General features: G+C 43.3%; 24 protein-coding genes and 2 pseudogenes. 22 read left to right on the forward strand and 4 right to left on the reverse strand.

The window, feature by feature from the left end; translation table 11 throughout:
- Positions 1 to 46: 46 nt before the first annotated feature.
- The 4 genes from JCM16159_RS02750 (at position 47) to JCM16159_RS13925 (ending at position 2,147) form a co-directional block, all read left to right on the forward strand.
- Positions 47 to 1,261 (forward strand): ABC transporter permease subunit, encoded by a 1,215-nt coding sequence (locus JCM16159_RS02750; RefSeq protein WP_243665679.1) that lies wholly within the window; start codon positions 47 to 49, stop codon positions 1,259 to 1,261.
- 118 nt (positions 1,262 to 1,379) lie between these two features.
- Positions 1,380 to 1,724 (forward strand): hypothetical protein, encoded by a 345-nt coding sequence (locus JCM16159_RS13920; protein WP_243665680.1) that lies wholly within the window; start codon positions 1,380 to 1,382, stop codon positions 1,722 to 1,724.
- 82 nt (positions 1,725 to 1,806) lie between these two features.
- The gene (locus JCM16159_RS18345; RefSeq protein WP_367834221.1) at positions 1,807 to 1,935 is read left to right on the forward strand and encodes a hypothetical protein; all 129 of its coding nucleotides are present in this window, start codon (positions 1,807 to 1,809) and stop codon (positions 1,933 to 1,935) included.
- Positions 1,936 to 1,946: 11 nt separating this feature from the next.
- On the forward strand, positions 1,947 to 2,147 hold the full coding sequence (locus tag JCM16159_RS13925) for a hypothetical protein (protein WP_243665681.1): 201 nt from the start codon (positions 1,947 to 1,949) through the stop codon (positions 2,145 to 2,147).
- Positions 2,148 to 2,167: 20 nt separating this feature from the next.
- On the opposite strand, the gene JCM16159_RS02760 is transcribed toward JCM16159_RS13925, so the two are convergent.
- Entirely contained in the window at positions 2,168 to 2,434 is a 267-nt protein-coding gene (locus JCM16159_RS02760) for a hypothetical protein (RefSeq protein WP_054856880.1), read from the reverse strand.
- Between the two features lie 666 nt (positions 2,435 to 3,100).
- Between JCM16159_RS02760 and JCM16159_RS02765 the strand changes: the two genes are divergently transcribed.
- The 17 genes and pseudogenes from JCM16159_RS02765 to JCM16159_RS02820 all read left to right on the forward strand — a co-directional run bounded on the left by JCM16159_RS02765 (position 3,101) and on the right by JCM16159_RS02820 (position 13,828).
- The gene (locus JCM16159_RS02765) at positions 3,101 to 3,292 is read left to right on the forward strand and encodes a hypothetical protein (protein ID WP_054856881.1); all 192 of its coding nucleotides are present in this window, start codon (positions 3,101 to 3,103) and stop codon (positions 3,290 to 3,292) included.
- Positions 3,293 to 3,375: 83 nt separating this feature from the next.
- Positions 3,376 to 3,516, forward strand: coding sequence for a hypothetical protein (locus JCM16159_RS13930; RefSeq protein WP_243665682.1), 141 nt, complete (start codon positions 3,376 to 3,378; stop codon positions 3,514 to 3,516).
- Between the two features lie 157 nt (positions 3,517 to 3,673).
- On the forward strand, positions 3,674 to 4,006 hold the full coding sequence (locus JCM16159_RS02770) for a hypothetical protein (protein ID WP_054856882.1): 333 nt from the start codon (positions 3,674 to 3,676) through the stop codon (positions 4,004 to 4,006).
- Positions 4,007 to 4,072: 66 nt separating this feature from the next.
- Positions 4,073 to 5,286, forward strand: a pseudogene (locus JCM16159_RS02775) (NAD(P)/FAD-dependent oxidoreductase).
- A complete protein-coding gene (locus tag JCM16159_RS13935) occupies positions 5,283 to 5,624 on the forward strand; it encodes a heme-binding protein (RefSeq protein ID WP_367834222.1) in 342 nt (113 codons plus the stop codon). Before JCM16159_RS02775 ends, JCM16159_RS13935 begins: the two are co-directional and overlap by 4 nt.
- Complete coding sequence (locus JCM16159_RS13940; RefSeq protein ID WP_367834223.1) at positions 5,591 to 6,115, forward strand: heme-binding protein; 525 nt, start codon at positions 5,591 to 5,593, stop codon at positions 6,113 to 6,115. The genes JCM16159_RS13935 and JCM16159_RS13940 overlap by 34 nt, the downstream gene beginning before the upstream one ends.
- A gap of 129 nt (positions 6,116 to 6,244) precedes the next feature.
- Positions 6,245 to 7,000 carry a radical SAM protein gene (locus JCM16159_RS02785; protein WP_054856883.1) on the forward strand — a complete coding sequence of 252 codons (756 nt, stop codon included), beginning with the start codon at positions 6,245 to 6,247 and terminating at the stop codon, positions 6,998 to 7,000.
- A gap of 241 nt (positions 7,001 to 7,241) precedes the next feature.
- Complete coding sequence (locus JCM16159_RS02790) at positions 7,242 to 7,556, forward strand: helix-turn-helix domain-containing protein (protein ID WP_054856884.1); 315 nt, start codon at positions 7,242 to 7,244, stop codon at positions 7,554 to 7,556.
- Positions 7,549 to 7,710: a hypothetical protein gene (locus tag JCM16159_RS13945; RefSeq protein ID WP_243665683.1), complete on the forward strand. Its 162-nt coding sequence runs from the start codon at positions 7,549 to 7,551 to the stop codon at positions 7,708 to 7,710. The genes JCM16159_RS02790 and JCM16159_RS13945 overlap by 8 nt, the downstream gene beginning before the upstream one ends.
- Complete coding sequence (locus JCM16159_RS13950; protein ID WP_243665684.1) at positions 7,695 to 7,826, forward strand: V-type ATPase subunit a family protein; 132 nt, start codon at positions 7,695 to 7,697, stop codon at positions 7,824 to 7,826. The genes JCM16159_RS13945 and JCM16159_RS13950 overlap by 16 nt, the downstream gene beginning before the upstream one ends.
- Before the next feature lie 2 nt (positions 7,827 to 7,828).
- Positions 7,829 to 8,530, forward strand: coding sequence for a hypothetical protein (locus JCM16159_RS02795; RefSeq protein WP_054856885.1), 702 nt, complete (start codon positions 7,829 to 7,831; stop codon positions 8,528 to 8,530).
- Between the two features lie 138 nt (positions 8,531 to 8,668).
- A pseudogene (locus JCM16159_RS18350) lies at positions 8,669 to 9,792 on the forward strand (MFS transporter).
- Between the two features lie 121 nt (positions 9,793 to 9,913).
- A complete protein-coding gene (locus tag JCM16159_RS02805) occupies positions 9,914 to 10,873 on the forward strand; it encodes a VWA domain-containing protein (protein ID WP_054856886.1) in 960 nt (319 codons plus the stop codon).
- Positions 10,874 to 10,899: 26 nt separating this feature from the next.
- Positions 10,900 to 11,697, forward strand: a complete 798-nt coding sequence (locus JCM16159_RS02810) for a PP2C family serine/threonine-protein phosphatase (protein WP_054856887.1) — start codon at positions 10,900 to 10,902, stop codon at positions 11,695 to 11,697.
- Positions 11,690 to 11,839, forward strand: coding sequence for a hypothetical protein (locus JCM16159_RS13965; protein ID WP_243665687.1), 150 nt, complete (start codon positions 11,690 to 11,692; stop codon positions 11,837 to 11,839). The genes JCM16159_RS02810 and JCM16159_RS13965 overlap by 8 nt, the downstream gene beginning before the upstream one ends.
- A gap of 62 nt (positions 11,840 to 11,901) precedes the next feature.
- The gene (locus JCM16159_RS02815; RefSeq protein ID WP_054856888.1) at positions 11,902 to 12,984 is read left to right on the forward strand and encodes a protein kinase; all 1,083 of its coding nucleotides are present in this window, start codon (positions 11,902 to 11,904) and stop codon (positions 12,982 to 12,984) included.
- Complete coding sequence (locus JCM16159_RS02820) at positions 12,917 to 13,828, forward strand: ankyrin repeat domain-containing protein (RefSeq protein WP_243665688.1); 912 nt, start codon at positions 12,917 to 12,919, stop codon at positions 13,826 to 13,828. Before JCM16159_RS02815 ends, JCM16159_RS02820 begins: the two co-directional genes overlap by 68 nt.
- An 18-nt stretch (positions 13,829 to 13,846) precedes the next feature.
- Here the strand turns inward: JCM16159_RS02820 and JCM16159_RS02825 are convergent, their stop codons facing one another.
- The 3 genes from JCM16159_RS02825 to JCM16159_RS13970 form a co-directional block, all read right to left on the reverse strand.
- Complete coding sequence (locus JCM16159_RS02825; protein ID WP_243665689.1) at positions 13,847 to 14,530, reverse strand: hypothetical protein; 684 nt, start codon at positions 14,528 to 14,530, stop codon at positions 13,847 to 13,849.
- 91 nt (positions 14,531 to 14,621) lie between these two features.
- A complete protein-coding gene (locus JCM16159_RS02830) occupies positions 14,622 to 14,870 on the reverse strand; it encodes a hypothetical protein (RefSeq protein ID WP_054856891.1) in 249 nt (82 codons plus the stop codon).
- A complete protein-coding gene (locus tag JCM16159_RS13970; protein ID WP_243665690.1) occupies positions 14,837 to 15,037 on the reverse strand; it encodes a hypothetical protein in 201 nt (66 codons plus the stop codon). Before JCM16159_RS13970 ends, JCM16159_RS02830 begins: the two co-directional genes overlap by 34 nt.
- Before the next feature lie 136 nt (positions 15,038 to 15,173).
- Here JCM16159_RS13970 and JCM16159_RS02835 point away from each other — a divergent pair, with 136 nt between their 5' ends.
- Positions 15,174 to 16,064, forward strand: a complete 891-nt coding sequence (locus JCM16159_RS02835) for an ankyrin repeat domain-containing protein (RefSeq protein WP_054856892.1) — start codon at positions 15,174 to 15,176, stop codon at positions 16,062 to 16,064.
- Positions 16,065 to 16,379: the final 315 nt, after the last annotated feature.

Below are 16,379 nucleotides of genomic sequence, written 5' to 3' on the forward strand. Positions count from 1 at the left end.
TGTTAAAAATTAAAAATTAATTTTTACGGTGAGTAATTGAGTCGATATGAGGAGGTTTTGGTTAATACCGTATTTAATATACATACTTGCCTTTGGACTAATTCCATTAATCCTAACCTTCTACTTCGTTGGTTTTACCCCAACTTCAATAAAGGGTTTAATAGCAGATTTTCCACCAGGTACATTCAATTTGGCTCTCTATAACACATTGCTTTTCGCAACAATGACCGCATTATTATCAACAATGCTTGCATTGGTGTTGGCCATCAGGGTTGATAGCTTACCCATGAAGTGGCAGGTACCGATGTCATTAATAATACTTGTACCATACACAATACCGTTCATATCATCATCGATGATCTGGTATACACTCTTCGACCCAATGTACGGGCCGTTCTATTACCTATTTAAATTATTTCATATACCCATGCTAAACATGACCACAATACCCGGTCTATCGATATGGTCTGTGATCATTGTTGGCGTATGGAGCAGCACATCCTTTGCCTATCTAATGATCATTGGTGGGCTTAAGTCAATTAGTAAGGAGCTTAAGGAGGTCTCCCAGGTAGACGGTGCCTCCCTCTCACAGTACTATAGCGGTGTTGCATTGCCCTATATTTTCAAGATAGTACTCACGGCATTCCTAGTGATATTCGTGCTTCAATTGGGTAACTTCGACATACCATACGTATTGACTGAGGGAGGGCCTGGTTACTCATCAACAACACTACCCCTACTCATATTCGATTTACTATACTTCATTGGTGACTTCTCCGGCGGTGAGGCAGCTGCAGCGTTACTTGCGGCCTTAGCCACATTACCAGCTGTGGCACTGTTATACGTCATGCGTAGCGGCGGCCTTTACGTGAGACTCCCTACGATTAAGATTCCGGATAGGGTCTATGATTCATTACTGTGGATATTAACAGTAATAATACTACTATTCCTACTATTTCCTGTTTACTGGATGGTCGTACTTGCCTTTAGGCCGAGCATTTATGACTTCATATCACCACCAATACTATACCCAGTCGCCTTTACAATAAATTACTTCGTGAACGCAATTACGAACTCTGCATCATACATCTCCACAAGTCTCATTGTTAGTGCATTCGTTGCATTGATCTCCGCAATATTGGCAGGCACCGCATCATACATAATGTCTAAGCAAAACATTTACTGGCTATTACTAATCACGATATATCTATACTCATTGCCATCCACAAGCTTCATATTCCCAATATACACCTATTCATGAACTCGGGACTCCTAAACACCTGGTGGGCGTTGATACTTGCTGAGCCATATTCACGGTAACACTGTCAGCCTGGCTCCTCTTCAATATATACAGGGACCTGCCGAATGAGTATCAGGAGTTGGCTGAGATTGAGGGTGCCTCCTCTACTTATACGTTGTTTAGGATCATAGCTCCAATAACCAAGAGTAGTTGGTTCATGGTAATGATACTATCCTTCATAATAAGCTGGCAGTTATTATTCTACCCATTAATACTAACGGAGACCCCATGGCTATTCAACTTCCCGCCAACGGGCGCACAGACAGTAACCATATTCGCAATAGAGGCAATAAGGAGTAAGGCTGTTGATTGGGGATTACTGGCTTCATCGGCACTTGTGGTTGCGTTACCAGTCATGGTGCTTAGCTACATAATAATGGGTAGGTTGCTCGAGGGCTTCAACATTGGTGGTATAAAGGGATAATCAAGTGTATTCATTTTAATTAAGTATTCATATGAATACATGATGAGAAAGGTTTTTAAATCCGATATCAGAAGCGATATTGGTGATAAGAATGTTCGGCATAACGAGGTGGGGTGCGTGGATAATACTAAACCAAATAACGGATAGGATAAAGATGAGCGATTTAAGAAGCAGGGTACCACTCTACGGCGCAGCTTTGATTACGCAATAAGCGCTCTGCAAATGGCTGGCTTGATAAGGGTTGTTAAGGAGGGTAATGAGGAATACGTGGAATTGACAGACCTAGGCAAGAGCTTCAAGAGCTGGTACACAAGCTACCCATACCCACCCGCACCGTGGGGCCCCGGCTGGGTTGGTTCTACGGAGGGTGGCATGGCGGAAGGCGTTGGTGGCATTGGTGGTAATATAAACATAATTCATTAATCATTAAAAATTAAATGTTTTTACTTTATTATTTCCGTTGGTATTTTCATAATTACCTTCGCCATTGGCGATACGATATTGGCGGCCAACCTCACAAGCGTCACCATGCTACCCCTAACCTCCAGCTTCCTAAATACACTGAGCATGGTCGTTACCGGGTCACTTAATCCGCTGAGGACCTTGAGCCATACATCGTAATCGGCGATGACCACGTGTTGGTATGAGTTAATGTCCGGGTTTATAATGAGGGAGGCTTCATTACATGAATTATTAAACCTAAGGAGCACGCCTATCGTTTCAATTTTATTAACGCCGTACGTTCTCTGTAGATGGTTTATTACGCCTGGCTTAGGTTCCTGCCGACAAGTAGTACGTCTATTCTCCAACCATTAATTGCATTAAGGAAGTCCCTATCGCCGTTAAGCCTGTACAGAGGCATTTACCCACTCCCTACTTGGGAATATGTAATTCACATGATGCCTTTCACACCAATGTTTTAAACATTCTCTTAATTCAATAGCGATAAGTAACTGGTTAAGCATCTAGCGAATCCTAGCCTACATTTACGACAGTCATCAGTGTACCACGGCCTTAGGCATTGCGTCATGGCCTCCTGGTAAATCCTCCTTGAGTATTCAACTCCTTGATTTATCACAAGGTTAATATAGAGCACCCTCATAAAAACTTACGAAAACTCTTTAAGCAATAATCATTAATTAAAAGGTTCACTTTCTAATAAGTGAATATTATTCATGTATTATTATGATTTCCCAAAGCGTATAATGCTTTATCATATATACACCTGTAGAAAGAGCATGCATTTAGTTGCTTTTATTTATGCTTTCAATTGCTAATTAACTAGAGATAGAAATGCAACATTTAATAAAAATATTTAACCTAAGCCTATTACTAGCAATTTAGGTATTTATATGTTTCACAATGTCTTTGGCCCAGTGCCCTCACGTAGATTAGGCAGGTCACTTGGTGTCAATGTTGTTCCACTTAAGTACTGCAATTTCAATTGCATATACTGCCAACTGGGCAGGACTAAGCACGTAATAAATGACCTGAGAATGTTCTACCCACCTGAGGATATTATCAGGGAGTTGGAGATCGCAGTGAGGACTAGGATTATGACTACCTAACATTTATCGGTGATGGGGAACCAACGCTTTATGCCGGCCTGGGCAAGTTAATTCAGTGGGCCAGGGATAACCAGGATAAGCCCTTGGCGATATTGACCAACGGGGCCAAGCTAATTGATGAGAATGTCAGGACATGGTTAAGCGAGTTGGACGTGGTTAAGGTAAGTACTGATGCTGGAAGTGAGAGAACGTTTAGGCTAATTAATAGGCTCATAGGGAGATAACCTTTGACAGATACATAGAGGGCATTGAGAGATTCCGTGAGGTGTTTAGTGGGCAGATATGGACTGAGGTGATGCTTGTTCATGGAGTAAATGATAATGAGGATGAGATAGAACGTATTGGCGACGCCTAAGTAGGTACAGACCGGATAGGGTCTACATGATGGTGCCCACAAGACCGCCCGCTGAGCCCTGGGTTAAGCCACCAACATCCGATGTGCTAATGCACCTTGCCAGGGTGCTTTCGAGGTATGTGAATAGTGATAGGATCTTCATAATAGACTATATTGAGAGGGGGGAGTTTCATATAGATAGGAATGACCCGGTGAATAGCTTGTTAAACATACTCAAGATACAGCCAATGACTGTTGAGCAGGTGATGGACGTTATCAGGAGGAATAATCTAGATATGGATATTCTCGATAAGATAAGGAGTTTGACTAGGGAGGTTGAGTTTAATGGCATTAAATACCTGGTATATTCAGGGGAGTGATTGCTGTTAAATATATAATTAATATATAGGCGGTGCTTAAATTAGAAAAGATAGGCATAAGTATTTATGCTGGGATCACTTATATTTGACGTCGCAATTATTGGCAGTGGCATTGCTGGGGTATCTGTTGCCCGTGAATTATCCCAATACAACGTTAGTATTGCAGTTATTGATAGACATAGCGATGTTGGCCTGGAGAGCACGACCACAAACCACAACCTGGTCTGCCAAGGCGGTGACTCACTAACCTTTAGGCCAGGTACTCTTCATGCCGAGTTGAATATTAAGAGCATACCACTTTGGCCGAAGCTCGCTGATGAGCTTGGTTTCCCATTGAGGAGAATTGGTGGTCTTTGGTTGATTAGGGATAAGGCTGACTTTAGGAGGTACCTAAGGCTTTACTCAAGGGCCTTTAAATCATCACTTGAGCCCAACGCGCCTTACTACATACCTGAGGGTAGTTTTCAACCCCTTGAGTTTGTGGATAGGAAGCGATTATTGGATATGGAGCCATACATTACACCAAGCGCTCTAGGAGCCTTGCACGACCCAAACCTATGCATAACCGACCCCGTTAAGGTTGCCAAGCCCTTGCGGAGAATGCCAGGGCTAATGGCGTCGAGTTCCTACTTAACCAGGAGGTCACTAGGATTGAGAGGCGGGGAATAACATACAATATCTATACTAAGCAGGGCTTGGTCATTAAGTCGACCTTTGTGGTTAATGCGGCCGGTATTGAGGTTGATAGGATTGCCGAGATGGTTGGCGCGAGAAACTTCTCTATCGTGCCGCTAAAGGGCACCTTGACGGACTTCGACGAGGAGGTTGGTAGGTTAATAAGTCATGAAGTTCACGTACTGCCTAGGATAGAGGACATGCCTCATGTAAAGGCAGTACTACCCAATATTTACGGTCTCGCCAGGTCAGGCATTTACCTCGAGCTCACGTATAGGAGCGATAGGGTTGTCCGTGAGGAGGCCGTTAACCATAACATCAAGGTTGCTAAGGAGTTATTCCCTGAAATACCCTTTGAGAGGCATGTCGTCAGGTCGTTCATAGGCTTCATGGCTTACACAAACGCGGACACCGGTTGGCATGACTTCGTGGTAGACATACCGGATTACGTACCAAATTGGGTCAACATAGTGCTTGGGCCGGCCGGCGTATCCGCCTCGCCAATGCTCGGTAAGAAGGTTGTTGAGTTATTAATGCAGTCGGGGCTCAGGCTCGAGCCTAAGAAGGGCTTTGACCCAAGGGCTAGGAAGGGTGTGCAGTCATGAGCGCGCCAATGTCCTTAACCCTCGACGTCGCCAGAAAGATGATTGATGCAATGATTAGGTATGCAAGAGACAATAGGGTATTGCCAGGCAGTTTTGCCGTGGTTGATGAGGGCGGTCACGTAATCGCGGCTGAGCGTAGAGACAACGGCTTACCGGCAACCTTCGACATAGCAATTGACAAGGCCTGGACCGCGGCAACGATGAAGACCTCAGCCAGGGTTCTCGAGGTTATTACTAGAGGCCAGGGTTGGAGACTCAATGTTAAGTATGGCGGTAGACTCACGATAATCCCTGGCTCAGTACCGTGGTCTCAGGTAATAAGGTCATCGGCGGCATAGGGCATAGCGGTGGTTCTGCTGAGGAAGATGAGGCAATAGCACAGGCTGGGCTGAGTGCATTTTATAGGGAGGATCATATTGACTTTACTGGTGAGGATATGCTTAGGTCATTGAGGAGGATTGCCGATGCCGTGATTAACTACGTCATGGAGAGGAAGTTACGCCCGGTAGCCATAACGATAGTTGATGAGTGGGGATGGCCAGTACTGATTTATAGGATGGATGGGGTCCCCTACGGCTATATTGAGGCTTCACGTGATAGGGCTTGGACAGCGGCAGCCTTTAGGGTTCCATCAGACGCTGCGGTTAATGAGGTCGGTATTAATTACGGCGTTGGCTGGAATGAGAGACTTACAGTAACGGCCGGTGGAGTACCATTTAGGCTCCAGGGCTCAATGTTCGCAATGGGTATTGCCGGTAATAGGCCTCAGGATGATAAGGAAATAGCTATTTCAGCACTGAAAAACGCTGGTGCAGAGCCTATTGCCTAAGCCCAGCCCCTAATCCACATCACTCATCAGTTGGGCAAGTCATCAGCATCAAAATAAGGCTTGTGCAATGAATTATTAACCTTACTTTAATAATGACCACACTTAAAAATAGGATTTCTAACCAACCATGTGAGCACAAGAATCAGTCACATAACGTACTACGTAGACCTGCGCTCAGCCTATGTGCAATTCCTAGGATGCAACTTCAACTGCCCATGGTGCATAAGGAAATTAACCCCATGGGACCATCATTTAGGCAATGATGAATTGGCTAGGTTGAGGTTCCAGGGGTTATTGGGCATTAATGAGTTTCTGGAAATAATTGATAGCGCCATTAATCAATACGGCATGGAAGAGGCCGTCCTCGGAGGTGAAGAACCAACAATCGACTCAACTCTACCTATAATAGTTAGAGAATTGAATAACAGAAAGTTGAGAATAAGACTATTAACTAATGCCTACGAAATAAGCAATGAATTACTAAACGAACTAAGGCAATGTAGGGATTGCGAGGTTGTCATTGGGATTAAGACCCTCGACCCAAACAGGCACATTAAATACACGGGCAAGTCCCTCGAACCTGTCCTAAGGAATATAAAGCGATTAGTAGAGAATGATGTTAAGATTGTTTTTGAGACGGTGTTAATACCTGGCTTAAACGACGTTAATGACATAGAGGAAATAGCAAAATACCTTGCAAACATTACAAGGGATCCAGCCCTAATAATTGACCCATTAATTCCAATACCAGGCACGCCCTGGAGAAGACCAACACAGGAGGAATTAAATGAGGCAATGAGCAGAGCAGACAGGTATGTTAGGGTAATGACCCATGAAAAAATCGGAAGACCCAGTAGGGTGGTTGTTCTGCATCCAAGGCCTTAACCATAGGAATATTGTGAGATGGCTTAACCCTGCATCTATCTCCTTGATCACCTAATTAACACAATACCGTTAAAACAACAAGGCAAAGCCCTACGTCCCTTAATGGGATTTACGTACAATATTAAGCGTGGCTTCCCTCATTGATGACTCACGACGTTGTTCCTATCTAGTTAGTTATTTTGTGAATACTTGGATAATGTTTAAAAACTAGTAATTTTTTTTAATTACCTGATCGATATGTATGACGGAGGTAAAATCCCTGGAGGATCTGGCAAGGACAATGGACGCCCTGGGCCATCCAATAAGGCTGAGGATAATCGCCCTACTGAAAATGAATGGGTCCCTCTATCTGGCGGATATAGCGAAGAGGCTTGGCATAAGCAGGGCATTGGCGAAGGTTCACCTGAACAAGCTTCAGAGGGCTGGTTTGGTGGTATCAAGGGTGGAGTTAATACCTGGGGAGGCGAGGGCCCTGAGGTATTACCAGTTGGTGGACTTCAAATTGACCGTGGACCCAGACTATATAGTGAAGCTAATGGGTGGTGATTATGAGTAATGGACTAAGTGAGAGAGGGTTGATAATTGTGACTGCCATTGTGTGGGCCGCCATAGCAGTGTCGATTTCCTTCATCGTGGCTTATACAGGCATTGACGGCATCCCGTTCGCTTCGTGGTACTCATCATCGCCATACCAGTGTGGGCAAGGGTAATCAGGGAGAGAAATAGACCCAGCACCGACCTAGAGAGACAGATAACCGAGTTAAGCAATAGGATCAGTGAATTGAACACTAAGATGGATGAGCTTAAGAGGGCTATGGAGGAGTGATTATGATGGATCACGCTATTAAAGCTGCCATTGCAATAATGATAATTGCCGTGGTGGCGTACATAGTAATATACGTAGTACCTGCGCTACTACCCAGGGTAACCTATAACACAGGCTACGATGCAGAACCCACAGTGGCAATAAACTCAGAAATACCCGGCTCCATACATGTAAGCACATACAACGGCTCTCAAATTGAAGTAAGCAACATAATAACCTACACACCACTAATACCCAAACCAAGCATAAACTACACATCAAAACAGGCAGGCAATGCACTATACATACAGTTATCCTCAACCACATGCCCAAGGGAGCAATTCTATCCCATATTCACATGCATAGTAGGCACAAATGTATACCTACCACCAGGAGTTAAGGAACTTCTTTTCAACGACTCGGCATCGATCATAAACATTCAAGTCAACAACATAGGTAATGCCAACTTAAACCTATCAAGCTCAGTTATAAACATGGACCTAGAAAACATAGGCAACGCAAACCTGGAAATATCAGCAACAACAGGCATAATCAAAATACAGGGGACAGGAAACTACAGAATCAACGTAACAAGTTCATCAATAACCATAGACACATCACCCAACACCTGCCTACAAATAAACGCGATATCAAGCTCAGTAACATACCCAGGAGGCGCAATAGAGGCACGGGCTCAAAGTACATTATACAATCAAAGTGCATAACCCACGTTATTCTTCAATCTATGTCAAGTACGATTTCAATAAGTTAAGAATTGCGGAATTGGCTAATTCCCATTAACTTAGCGGTTAAAGTTTATTAGAACCTGGGGTTTGGGTTGCCCTCTCGTTGGTGAGGCGACTGTGGATAGAGGTAGGTTCCTCGCCATAGGTTTTGTAATCATGTGTTTCAACTCGCTTTATCAATACTCCTGGAACGCGCTAGAATCGCTTTTGATGGCCGGATTTAGGGCCAGCGTTGTTCAGGTGGCACTAGGCTTTGCATTGTTTAGTATATTCTCGTCACTATTTCAACCGGTGGGTGGTCATTTCGCAGATAGGGATGGGCCTAGGAAGGTCGGTATAATTGCCTCAGTGCTATCCGCATTGGGTTTCCTGGGAACCTACGCATTCCACGGTATTTATTACTTCTACGTGTTTTGGTCCATGGGAAGTGTTGGTGAGGGCGTACTCTATGGCATAGCCGCCAACATGGCCATGAAGTGGTTTAGGGATAGGATGGGGTTCGCCACGGGCATCGTGTCAATGGGCTTCGGCCTGGGCTCCGCAATCGCCAACCCATTCATATCAATGGCCCCCAATTACGGCGTGGTCATGTTGGCCATAGGGCTCATTGAGGTGACCGTACTGCCCATACTACTGTGGTTTTCGGAGTATCCAACAAAGCTAACTGGGCAAAGGCCTGGCCAGGTGATTCTAACCGGTAGGTTCTGGTTGATTTATGTGTCATTCGTGGGGACATCGTTCCCTTGGCCGTGGTATCCTCCGAATTACCTGTGGTTGGTAAAGAACTGCCGCAGTGGGAGCTCGTTACATTAATATCCGTGTTACCCCTATTAAGTGGTGGTATGAGGCCGCTCTTCGGATTTATTGCAGATAGGTTAGGCATACTGAGAACTACGCTTCTCCTGAATGCTCTGCTGACCATCGGAGCCGTATTACTCTGGGTCGGTCAGGTGGCGGCGTCAACGGCGTTAATAGGCTTTGCAGGAGGTTCAATGATTACGCTATACTTCAACGTAGCCGGTGAAGTCTTCGGTACGAGATTCTCCACGGTAAATAGCGGGATACTATACACAGGCAAGGCGCTTGGCGGTATACTAGGAAGCCTAGTATTTGCTTTAATATACGCAATTAGTGCAATCTGGGCAATGCTATTTAACGCATCCCTGGCACTAATTGGCGTACTAGCACTACTTCCAGTGTTACTAATGGCAAGAAGTACCATAAAGGTCGGGGCAAGGTAAACCACCATCACTATTAAATAATCTTCATCAAGTAAGCCTTACTGGGCCCAGCCTACTTTAGGCAAATAAATATAAAACGTGTAACTCAATACTTATAAAGTAATAATGATATCAATTAATTGTGAGTTCAGTTCATGCCGAGATTCCTTATCCTCAGGAGCCTAAGCAACCATTGCTTCTGCTTGTTGATGTGTCGGGCTCAATGACCCCTAGAATTATTAGGTTAGTTTCCGGCCTTAAGTTACTTAAGGAGGAAATTCTCAAGGATGACGTTGCTAAGAGGAGGGTTGAGGTTGCAATAATGGCGTTTGGCGGCAACAATGATGAGAGTGGCGTTAGGCTGGTTCAGGACTTCACACCGGTTGAGAAGCTCGATATTGATTACATAAGCGGCTTACTAATTCCTGGAGGTCTCACCCCAATGGGTAATGCGTTACTTAAGGCTATTGAGACTGTTGAGAGGAGGAAGCAGCAGTATAAGGATCAGGGCATTAATTACTATAGGCCATGGATCTGGCTAATTACGGACGGATACCCAACAGACATATTCACACCAACCGACCAATTACTGATCTTACCCGGTAATCATATCATAATTATTGATGATGAGGTTAGAAAAATGATGCAGGAGGAGCAGATCTTTTCGGGTATAAATAATCCTACGGCATATACATATAAGGATGCAGGAACAGTACCCGTTTACCTGAGGGATGAGACTATAAGTAAGCTGCGCCAGAGACCTATGGCTGACATAACCAAGTACTGCAGTAATGACTTATATAATACGGTCGTCTCAAGGCTTAAGGCTGGTATTGAGGGTAAGAAGTTCATAATTTGGCCCGTGGTTGTTGGTAAGCCTGGTGAGCTTGACCTAGTGCTCGGCTTCATGGTTCTTAGGGATTGCATAATGAGTAAGGTTGATCCTTCGAGACCTCCTGTCTGGCTTGAGGATACTGAGCAGAAGTGGAGCGCAATGTTCCAGTGGCTATCAACGAGTATCAAGCTAACATCAACAAGCAAGCCAGGGGAGACACAGAAGCTACCGGACATAAGTGGCTGGGCGCAGATAAAGGTTGTATAGCCAAGGTATTAATAAGGGGTCAATAAATGCTCAAAATAATTGGTACATCACTGATTGGTATCATCCACAGAAAAAGAAGCGGTAAGCTCCAGGACTTCTTTGACATATATCTCAATTACTCTAGGTACATTTATTATAATGACTCAAGGATTGATGAATTAATCATCAAGGGGGTTAAGGGTATTGATTATGCCTTCGTGTTCGTGGCTGATGGAGCTGGCTCCGCTAGGTATGGCGGTGATGGAGCTAGGTATGCAGTTAACTCAGTAATGAATTTCGTGAAGGGTAAAGCCTTCGATAATGACACACCCGAGCAATTATTGAGACAGATCCTTAAGGTTGCCTTGGATGGCGTTAGGCGTGGGGCTAATGAGCTTAATGCGAGCATTGATGACTTGGCAACCACATTCATTGCACTATACACTAGGGGTAAGGAATGCTTCTCCGTAAGTGTCGGTGATGGCTTTGTAATCATTGATGACGGTAATGAGCTCAGGTTACTTAACGAGCCTGTTAAGGGTGAGTATTTCAATGAGACGCAGTTTATCACTAGCCCAGAGGTGATTAGGGCCATTGAGGATGAGTTAATAGAGGTTAGGAGCAGTGGGTGCAATGCCTTTGCCGTGGCAACGGATGGGCTTTGGCCAACGATAATTAATGGGAAGCCATATGAGAGGTTTTACAGGCCAGTAATTGATTACTTGAGGGTTAATGATGTTGATAGGACCGCTGATGAATTAGTAAATCTCCTTAGGAGTGCCCAGGGGAGGTATCCATCAGTCTATGATGATGATTTGACGTTGGTGGTTGGTGCCTATGAGTAGTAGGTTCATTATTGAGTGGGCGCCATATGCACGTGATTACCTAGCACCGATAAACTGCCCAGTGCCGTCACGATTGGTGAGGAGGTTGGTAGTGGTGGTGAGGCCGTCATATACTCAACACGTGAATTACCCAACGCCTTAATTAAGATTTACCGCACCAACGATCCAAAGGAACTCCAGCTTAGGGAGAGGAAGGTTAGGGCGATGATTAAGGCCAAGCCCCAGGAGCCAACGTCGGGGCACATAACATTTGCATGGCCGCTGGGCGTAGCCCGTGACGAGGATGGAAACTTCAGAGGATTCATAATGCCATACATAAGAGGTGCTGTTGAATTATCAAGTATATTAATACCATATGACTATGAGTGGATTAACAAGTTCAGGAATTTCGGCGTACCTATTGATAGATTAAATGAAATTAAGAGAAATATTTCACTATTTAAGGTTGGTGTTGCTCTTAATCTTGTTAAGGCCGTTGGCTATCTCCACGTTGTTGGTCACTATGTTGGTGACCTTAATGATAGAAATGTACTGGTTAATGATAATGGCTTCGTGACTCTAATAGACACGGACTCCTTCTTCATAAGGGACCCGGACACTGGTCAGGTCTATCCGAGCGAGGTTGGTGTTGGTGAATACACAGCACCCGAGGTCCTTAAGGGAATAATTAGCGCGGATAAGAGAAATGCGAACACAGACATGTTTTCACTCGCCGTAATAATCTTTAAACTACTCATGAATGGTTTCCACTCGTTTGCAGGTACAGTACTAACTAGAGAGAGTAATACCATTGAAGACAACATTAGGGAATGCGTATCACCATACTTCGGTCCAAAGAAAAATGTGGTTATAAAGCCCAGGTCTAAGTACGCACCTAACCTAAGTGAGTTACCTCCGGACCTTGTTAAGCTTTTCGATCAGGCCTTTAACTGTGAGGGATTACCAAGACCTAGCGTAACGGATTTCGCCAAGGTTCTTGAAAAGTATTACTATGAGATCAAGCAAAGGGCGCCCACACCCAAAATACCATGCGCATTCCCTAATGGAATTCTTGAACTTAAAGAATTCGAGAGAAAGTATAGGGAGAATAGGTTGGGATTTACTCAAACAAGCATTGTGGCCCACATCGAATCAGTCATTTACGAGATGCTCAAAGACGCTGAAGCCCAGGGTTGTTCATTAGATGAAGTTGAGGACTTAATAATTGACATAATAGTCGATGCTCTCGAGAGGTTGGGGATTGACCGTGAAAAAAATAGTAATGGGGTATTTACACGGAATTCCTGAGATAAGGAGGAAGATGCTCCTAAAAATCTTCCCTGGATTAGCCCCATCAGCAACCCCATTACCTCCACCACCATCTTTACCACCGTCACCTTCACCACCGTATAAACCTCCGCCATTACCTCCATTACCAAGTCTTGATCAACAATTAATTGATGCCATAAAGAGAGGTGATTTAAACAAGGTTATTGATTTAATTAAGGCAGGTGCGAATATTAACACAAGAGACAAAATTAACAGCTGGACACCACTGCATTACGCAGTTTCAGGGAACCATTTTGATATTGTGAGACATCTAATTATACATGGAGCTGATGTTAACGCTAAGGATGATTATGGTAGAACGCCATTGCACATAGCGGCTGGGAAGGGTTACCTTGAAATTGTTAAGTATTTAGTTGAGCATGGAGCTGACATAAATGCTAAGGATAGTGATGGTAAAACCCCCATTGATTACGCCAAAGAAAATGGTCATAACAATGTCGCCAATTACTTAAGGAAGGCAATAGAGGATAAGGCAAAAAGCAGATATCAGCAACCAGTAAAGAAGGGAACACCAAGTTACGAGTTAATCCGAGACCTTACTGCGGTGGTTTCCATAGCATTTTCAGTAGGCTTTCTACTATACTCAATCGGAATGCAGGCCTTGATGTTTTCCATATTTTCGGTAATACTTGCAACAACTGCAATAGCGCTTAAGCCTAGGTGGTTTACAGTAACCTGGCTTATTGCAGTATTACTTACGATGATGGTTCTCGCTTACCCATGGACAATAACGTTAGCTATAGCATTATTCATACTTTACTTAATATTCCTATTAACGTATTGGGGAACTCAGAATAGATAAAAAGCCAAAATAATGCTCTTATTTACTACATACTAAATATGTTGGTTCGAAGTCCTCGTATACCGTTACTGGAACCACGTTATTATTAACAATGACGATTACGTAATAATCATTGGTATACTCATTATTTGTTAAGGAAATCGACTCGCTTATTGATGAACCCTCCCACTCATAAATATATGACCATGATTGACCCTCAATATAATTTGTGAGATTAACCCAATCCATGATGTATACCACAACAGGTCCGTCATTTGATGATACATATATATTACCATAAAGCGTGCAACCATAGGGCACAAATACGAGGCCAAAATACTGTTGATACCCTGAGTCTATCGTGGCATTGCCCTGTCCTGACTCACCATACATTATTGCATTAATTAGATTAGATACATTTTCGTAATTTTGCTGAAGTACATAATAATCCTGTTGAAGTACATAGTAATTGCTTTGTAATGATTGATATTGAGATAGTAATGGACCGTACTGGCTCTTCATATTCGTATAATTTGCCAATATTTCTGTGTAATTACTCTTAAGGATTTCGTACTTATTCTGCAATGCTTCATATTGGGAATACAATTCTTGGTAATTTATCGTCAATTCGTGGTTTTCATAGACTGAAAATGCAGTAATACCTGTGAGGATTACTGCAAGTATTATTATTGCAATTAATAATACCCTTAGCTTATTCATCATCTAAAGAGGTTATATTACTGCTTATTTACTTTCTCTCCACAATTAACAAATATATTAGATGGGTGGTTTTGTTGTGTTGGTGATGGTGTTGTTAGTGTATTCCGTAGCAGTTTGGTGGGTGTATGCATTTTCCGTCTAGTACTATTGCCATTGGTTTTAAGGTCCACTCGCCGATGCCTGGTGTTTCTGTCATAAGCATTATCTCTGCAACTGAGCCATCACTGAAGTCAATGCTTAGGTGAACACCAACACTGGCTCTATCGAGTATTCCATAGGCACCGCCACCATAGGGTCCATGCCCAATATTCACCGCACCCAACTCCCTAAGCCTTGAAACCAACCTATCGAGGTATAAATCCCTAGCCCTCTCGAACGGCGGTTGAGCATTGAACCCTCAACAACCTCCTCAACACCACAAAAGCTCAAAACCCACGAACCATCCCGAAACAACAACCTAACACCATCAACCAAACAACCCAAACCACCAAGCAAAGAATCACCATCCATATAAAACAAATAACAGGACAAGAACTATTTAAACATTATGCATAACTCACATTAAGCGCCCTAAACGACTTAATGTTACGAGACACTACGATAATCACCATAATCCTGGCACTACATTAATTAAGCTTAAAAGGATGTGAATTCTATTAATGTCAATGAGCCTTCTGAAAGTTTAAGCGAGGATTTGCTCGATGCGGTTATTAAGTGTAACGTGGATAGGGTTAGAGAGTTGCTTAAGGTGGGTGTGGACATAAATATTAAGGATATGTATGGTAAGACACCACTACACTATGCCGTGGAGAATAAGTGCATCACCATCACTGAGTTACTGCTTAAGCATGGTGCTGACATCAATGTAAGGGATAAACATGGTAACACGCCACTACGTTATGCCGCAATGTGGGGCATAGCTGAGATTGCTGAGCTCTTACTTAAGTATGGTGCTGATGTGAATGAGAAGGATGATGATAATGAGACACCGCTGCACGAGGCCGCATTTTGGGGCAGGTTTGAAGTAGTCAAGCTTTTACTTGAGCACGGAGCTGATCCCAATGCCAGAGATAAGGATGGATGGACACCACTACATGATGCTGCGGCCCAAGACCATGCTGACGTTGTTGAGATTTTACTTGATCATGGCGCGGACCCAAACGTTAAGAGTAACCATGAATGGACACCACTACACTATGCTGCGTACTGGGGTCGTCTCGAACCAGTTGAATTATTACTTGATCATGGCGCTAATCTGAATATTAAGGATGATGAAGGCAGGACGCCATTGCATTTAGCCTTAATTAGGAGTCATGAAGATATCGTTAAGGTTTTACTCGAGCATGGCGCTGATATATATGTTAAGGATACTTATGATAAAGCACCATTAGATTATGCAAAAGAATTAAGAGACGAGAAGATAACTAAGTTATTACGTATTGCCGAGAATTGTTACGATAAAACTAAGAATTTATCTGGAGATGAAAGGGCGAGAGCTTACAGTAAATGTATTAAGGAAGAATTTAAAAAAACTTGAAGAACAGCAAATTAAATAATCAACTTGATAACTTATAATGATTAGAATAAGGTTCCATTGATAGATAATACATGATCTAGTTATGTGCTTTAAAAATACTATGTCTTTTCATGCCTTTCTCTAGGTTAGTAATGTTTTAAAGAGAAGGCATGGTATTTTTGTAAGTTAGTGATTGTTATGGCTAATTCAGGTAGGCTTACTGAGTGCTATGAGTACTGCATTAAGTACTATGGCGATAATTTAACGGAATTACAGAATTGCTACTCATGGTGTAGCGCATTGTGGAGACCTAAGGCTCGCGGAGTTGACCTTAGT

This window comes from Vulcanisaeta sp. JCM 16159, assembly GCF_001316265.1.
Taxonomy (GTDB): Archaea; Thermoproteota; Thermoprotei; order Thermoproteales; family Thermocladiaceae; genus Vulcanisaeta.

What these genes read in the sequence shown, in the direction of transcription:
- JCM16159_RS02750 (WP_243665679.1), top strand. Translation starts at nt 47, where the DNA reads ATGAGGAGGTTTTGGTTAATACCGTATTTAATATACATACTTGCCTTT.
- JCM16159_RS13925 (WP_243665681.1), top strand. Translation starts at nt 1,947, where the DNA reads ATGGCTGGCTTGATAAGGGTTGTTAAGGAGGGTAATGAGGAATACGTG.
- JCM16159_RS02770 (WP_054856882.1), top strand. Translation starts at nt 3,674, where the DNA reads ATGATGGTGCCCACAAGACCGCCCGCTGAGCCCTGGGTTAAGCCACCA.
- JCM16159_RS13935 (WP_367834222.1), top strand. Translation starts at nt 5,283, where the DNA reads ATGAGCGCGCCAATGTCCTTAACCCTCGACGTCGCCAGAAAGATGATT.
- JCM16159_RS02790 (WP_054856884.1), top strand. Translation starts at nt 7,242, where the DNA reads ATGACGGAGGTAAAATCCCTGGAGGATCTGGCAAGGACAATGGACGCC.
- JCM16159_RS13945 (WP_243665683.1), top strand. Translation starts at nt 7,549, where the DNA reads ATGAGTAATGGACTAAGTGAGAGAGGGTTGATAATTGTGACTGCCATT.
- JCM16159_RS02795 (WP_054856885.1), top strand. Translation starts at nt 7,829, where the DNA reads ATGATGGATCACGCTATTAAAGCTGCCATTGCAATAATGATAATTGCC.
- JCM16159_RS02810 (WP_054856887.1), top strand. Translation starts at nt 10,900, where the DNA reads ATGCTCAAAATAATTGGTACATCACTGATTGGTATCATCCACAGAAAA.
- JCM16159_RS13965 (WP_243665687.1), top strand. Translation starts at nt 11,690, where the DNA reads ATGAGTAGTAGGTTCATTATTGAGTGGGCGCCATATGCACGTGATTAC.
- JCM16159_RS02815 (WP_054856888.1), top strand. Translation starts at nt 11,902, where the DNA reads ATGATTAAGGCCAAGCCCCAGGAGCCAACGTCGGGGCACATAACATTT.
- JCM16159_RS02820 (WP_243665688.1), top strand. Translation starts at nt 12,917, where the DNA reads ATGCTCTCGAGAGGTTGGGGATTGACCGTGAAAAAAATAGTAATGGGG.
- JCM16159_RS02825 (WP_243665689.1), bottom strand. Translation starts at nt 14,530, where the DNA reads ATGATGAATAAGCTAAGGGTATTATTAATTGCAATAATAATACTTGCA.
- JCM16159_RS13970 (WP_243665690.1), bottom strand. Translation starts at nt 15,037, where the DNA reads ATGGATGGTGATTCTTTGCTTGGTGGTTTGGGTTGTTTGGTTGATGGT.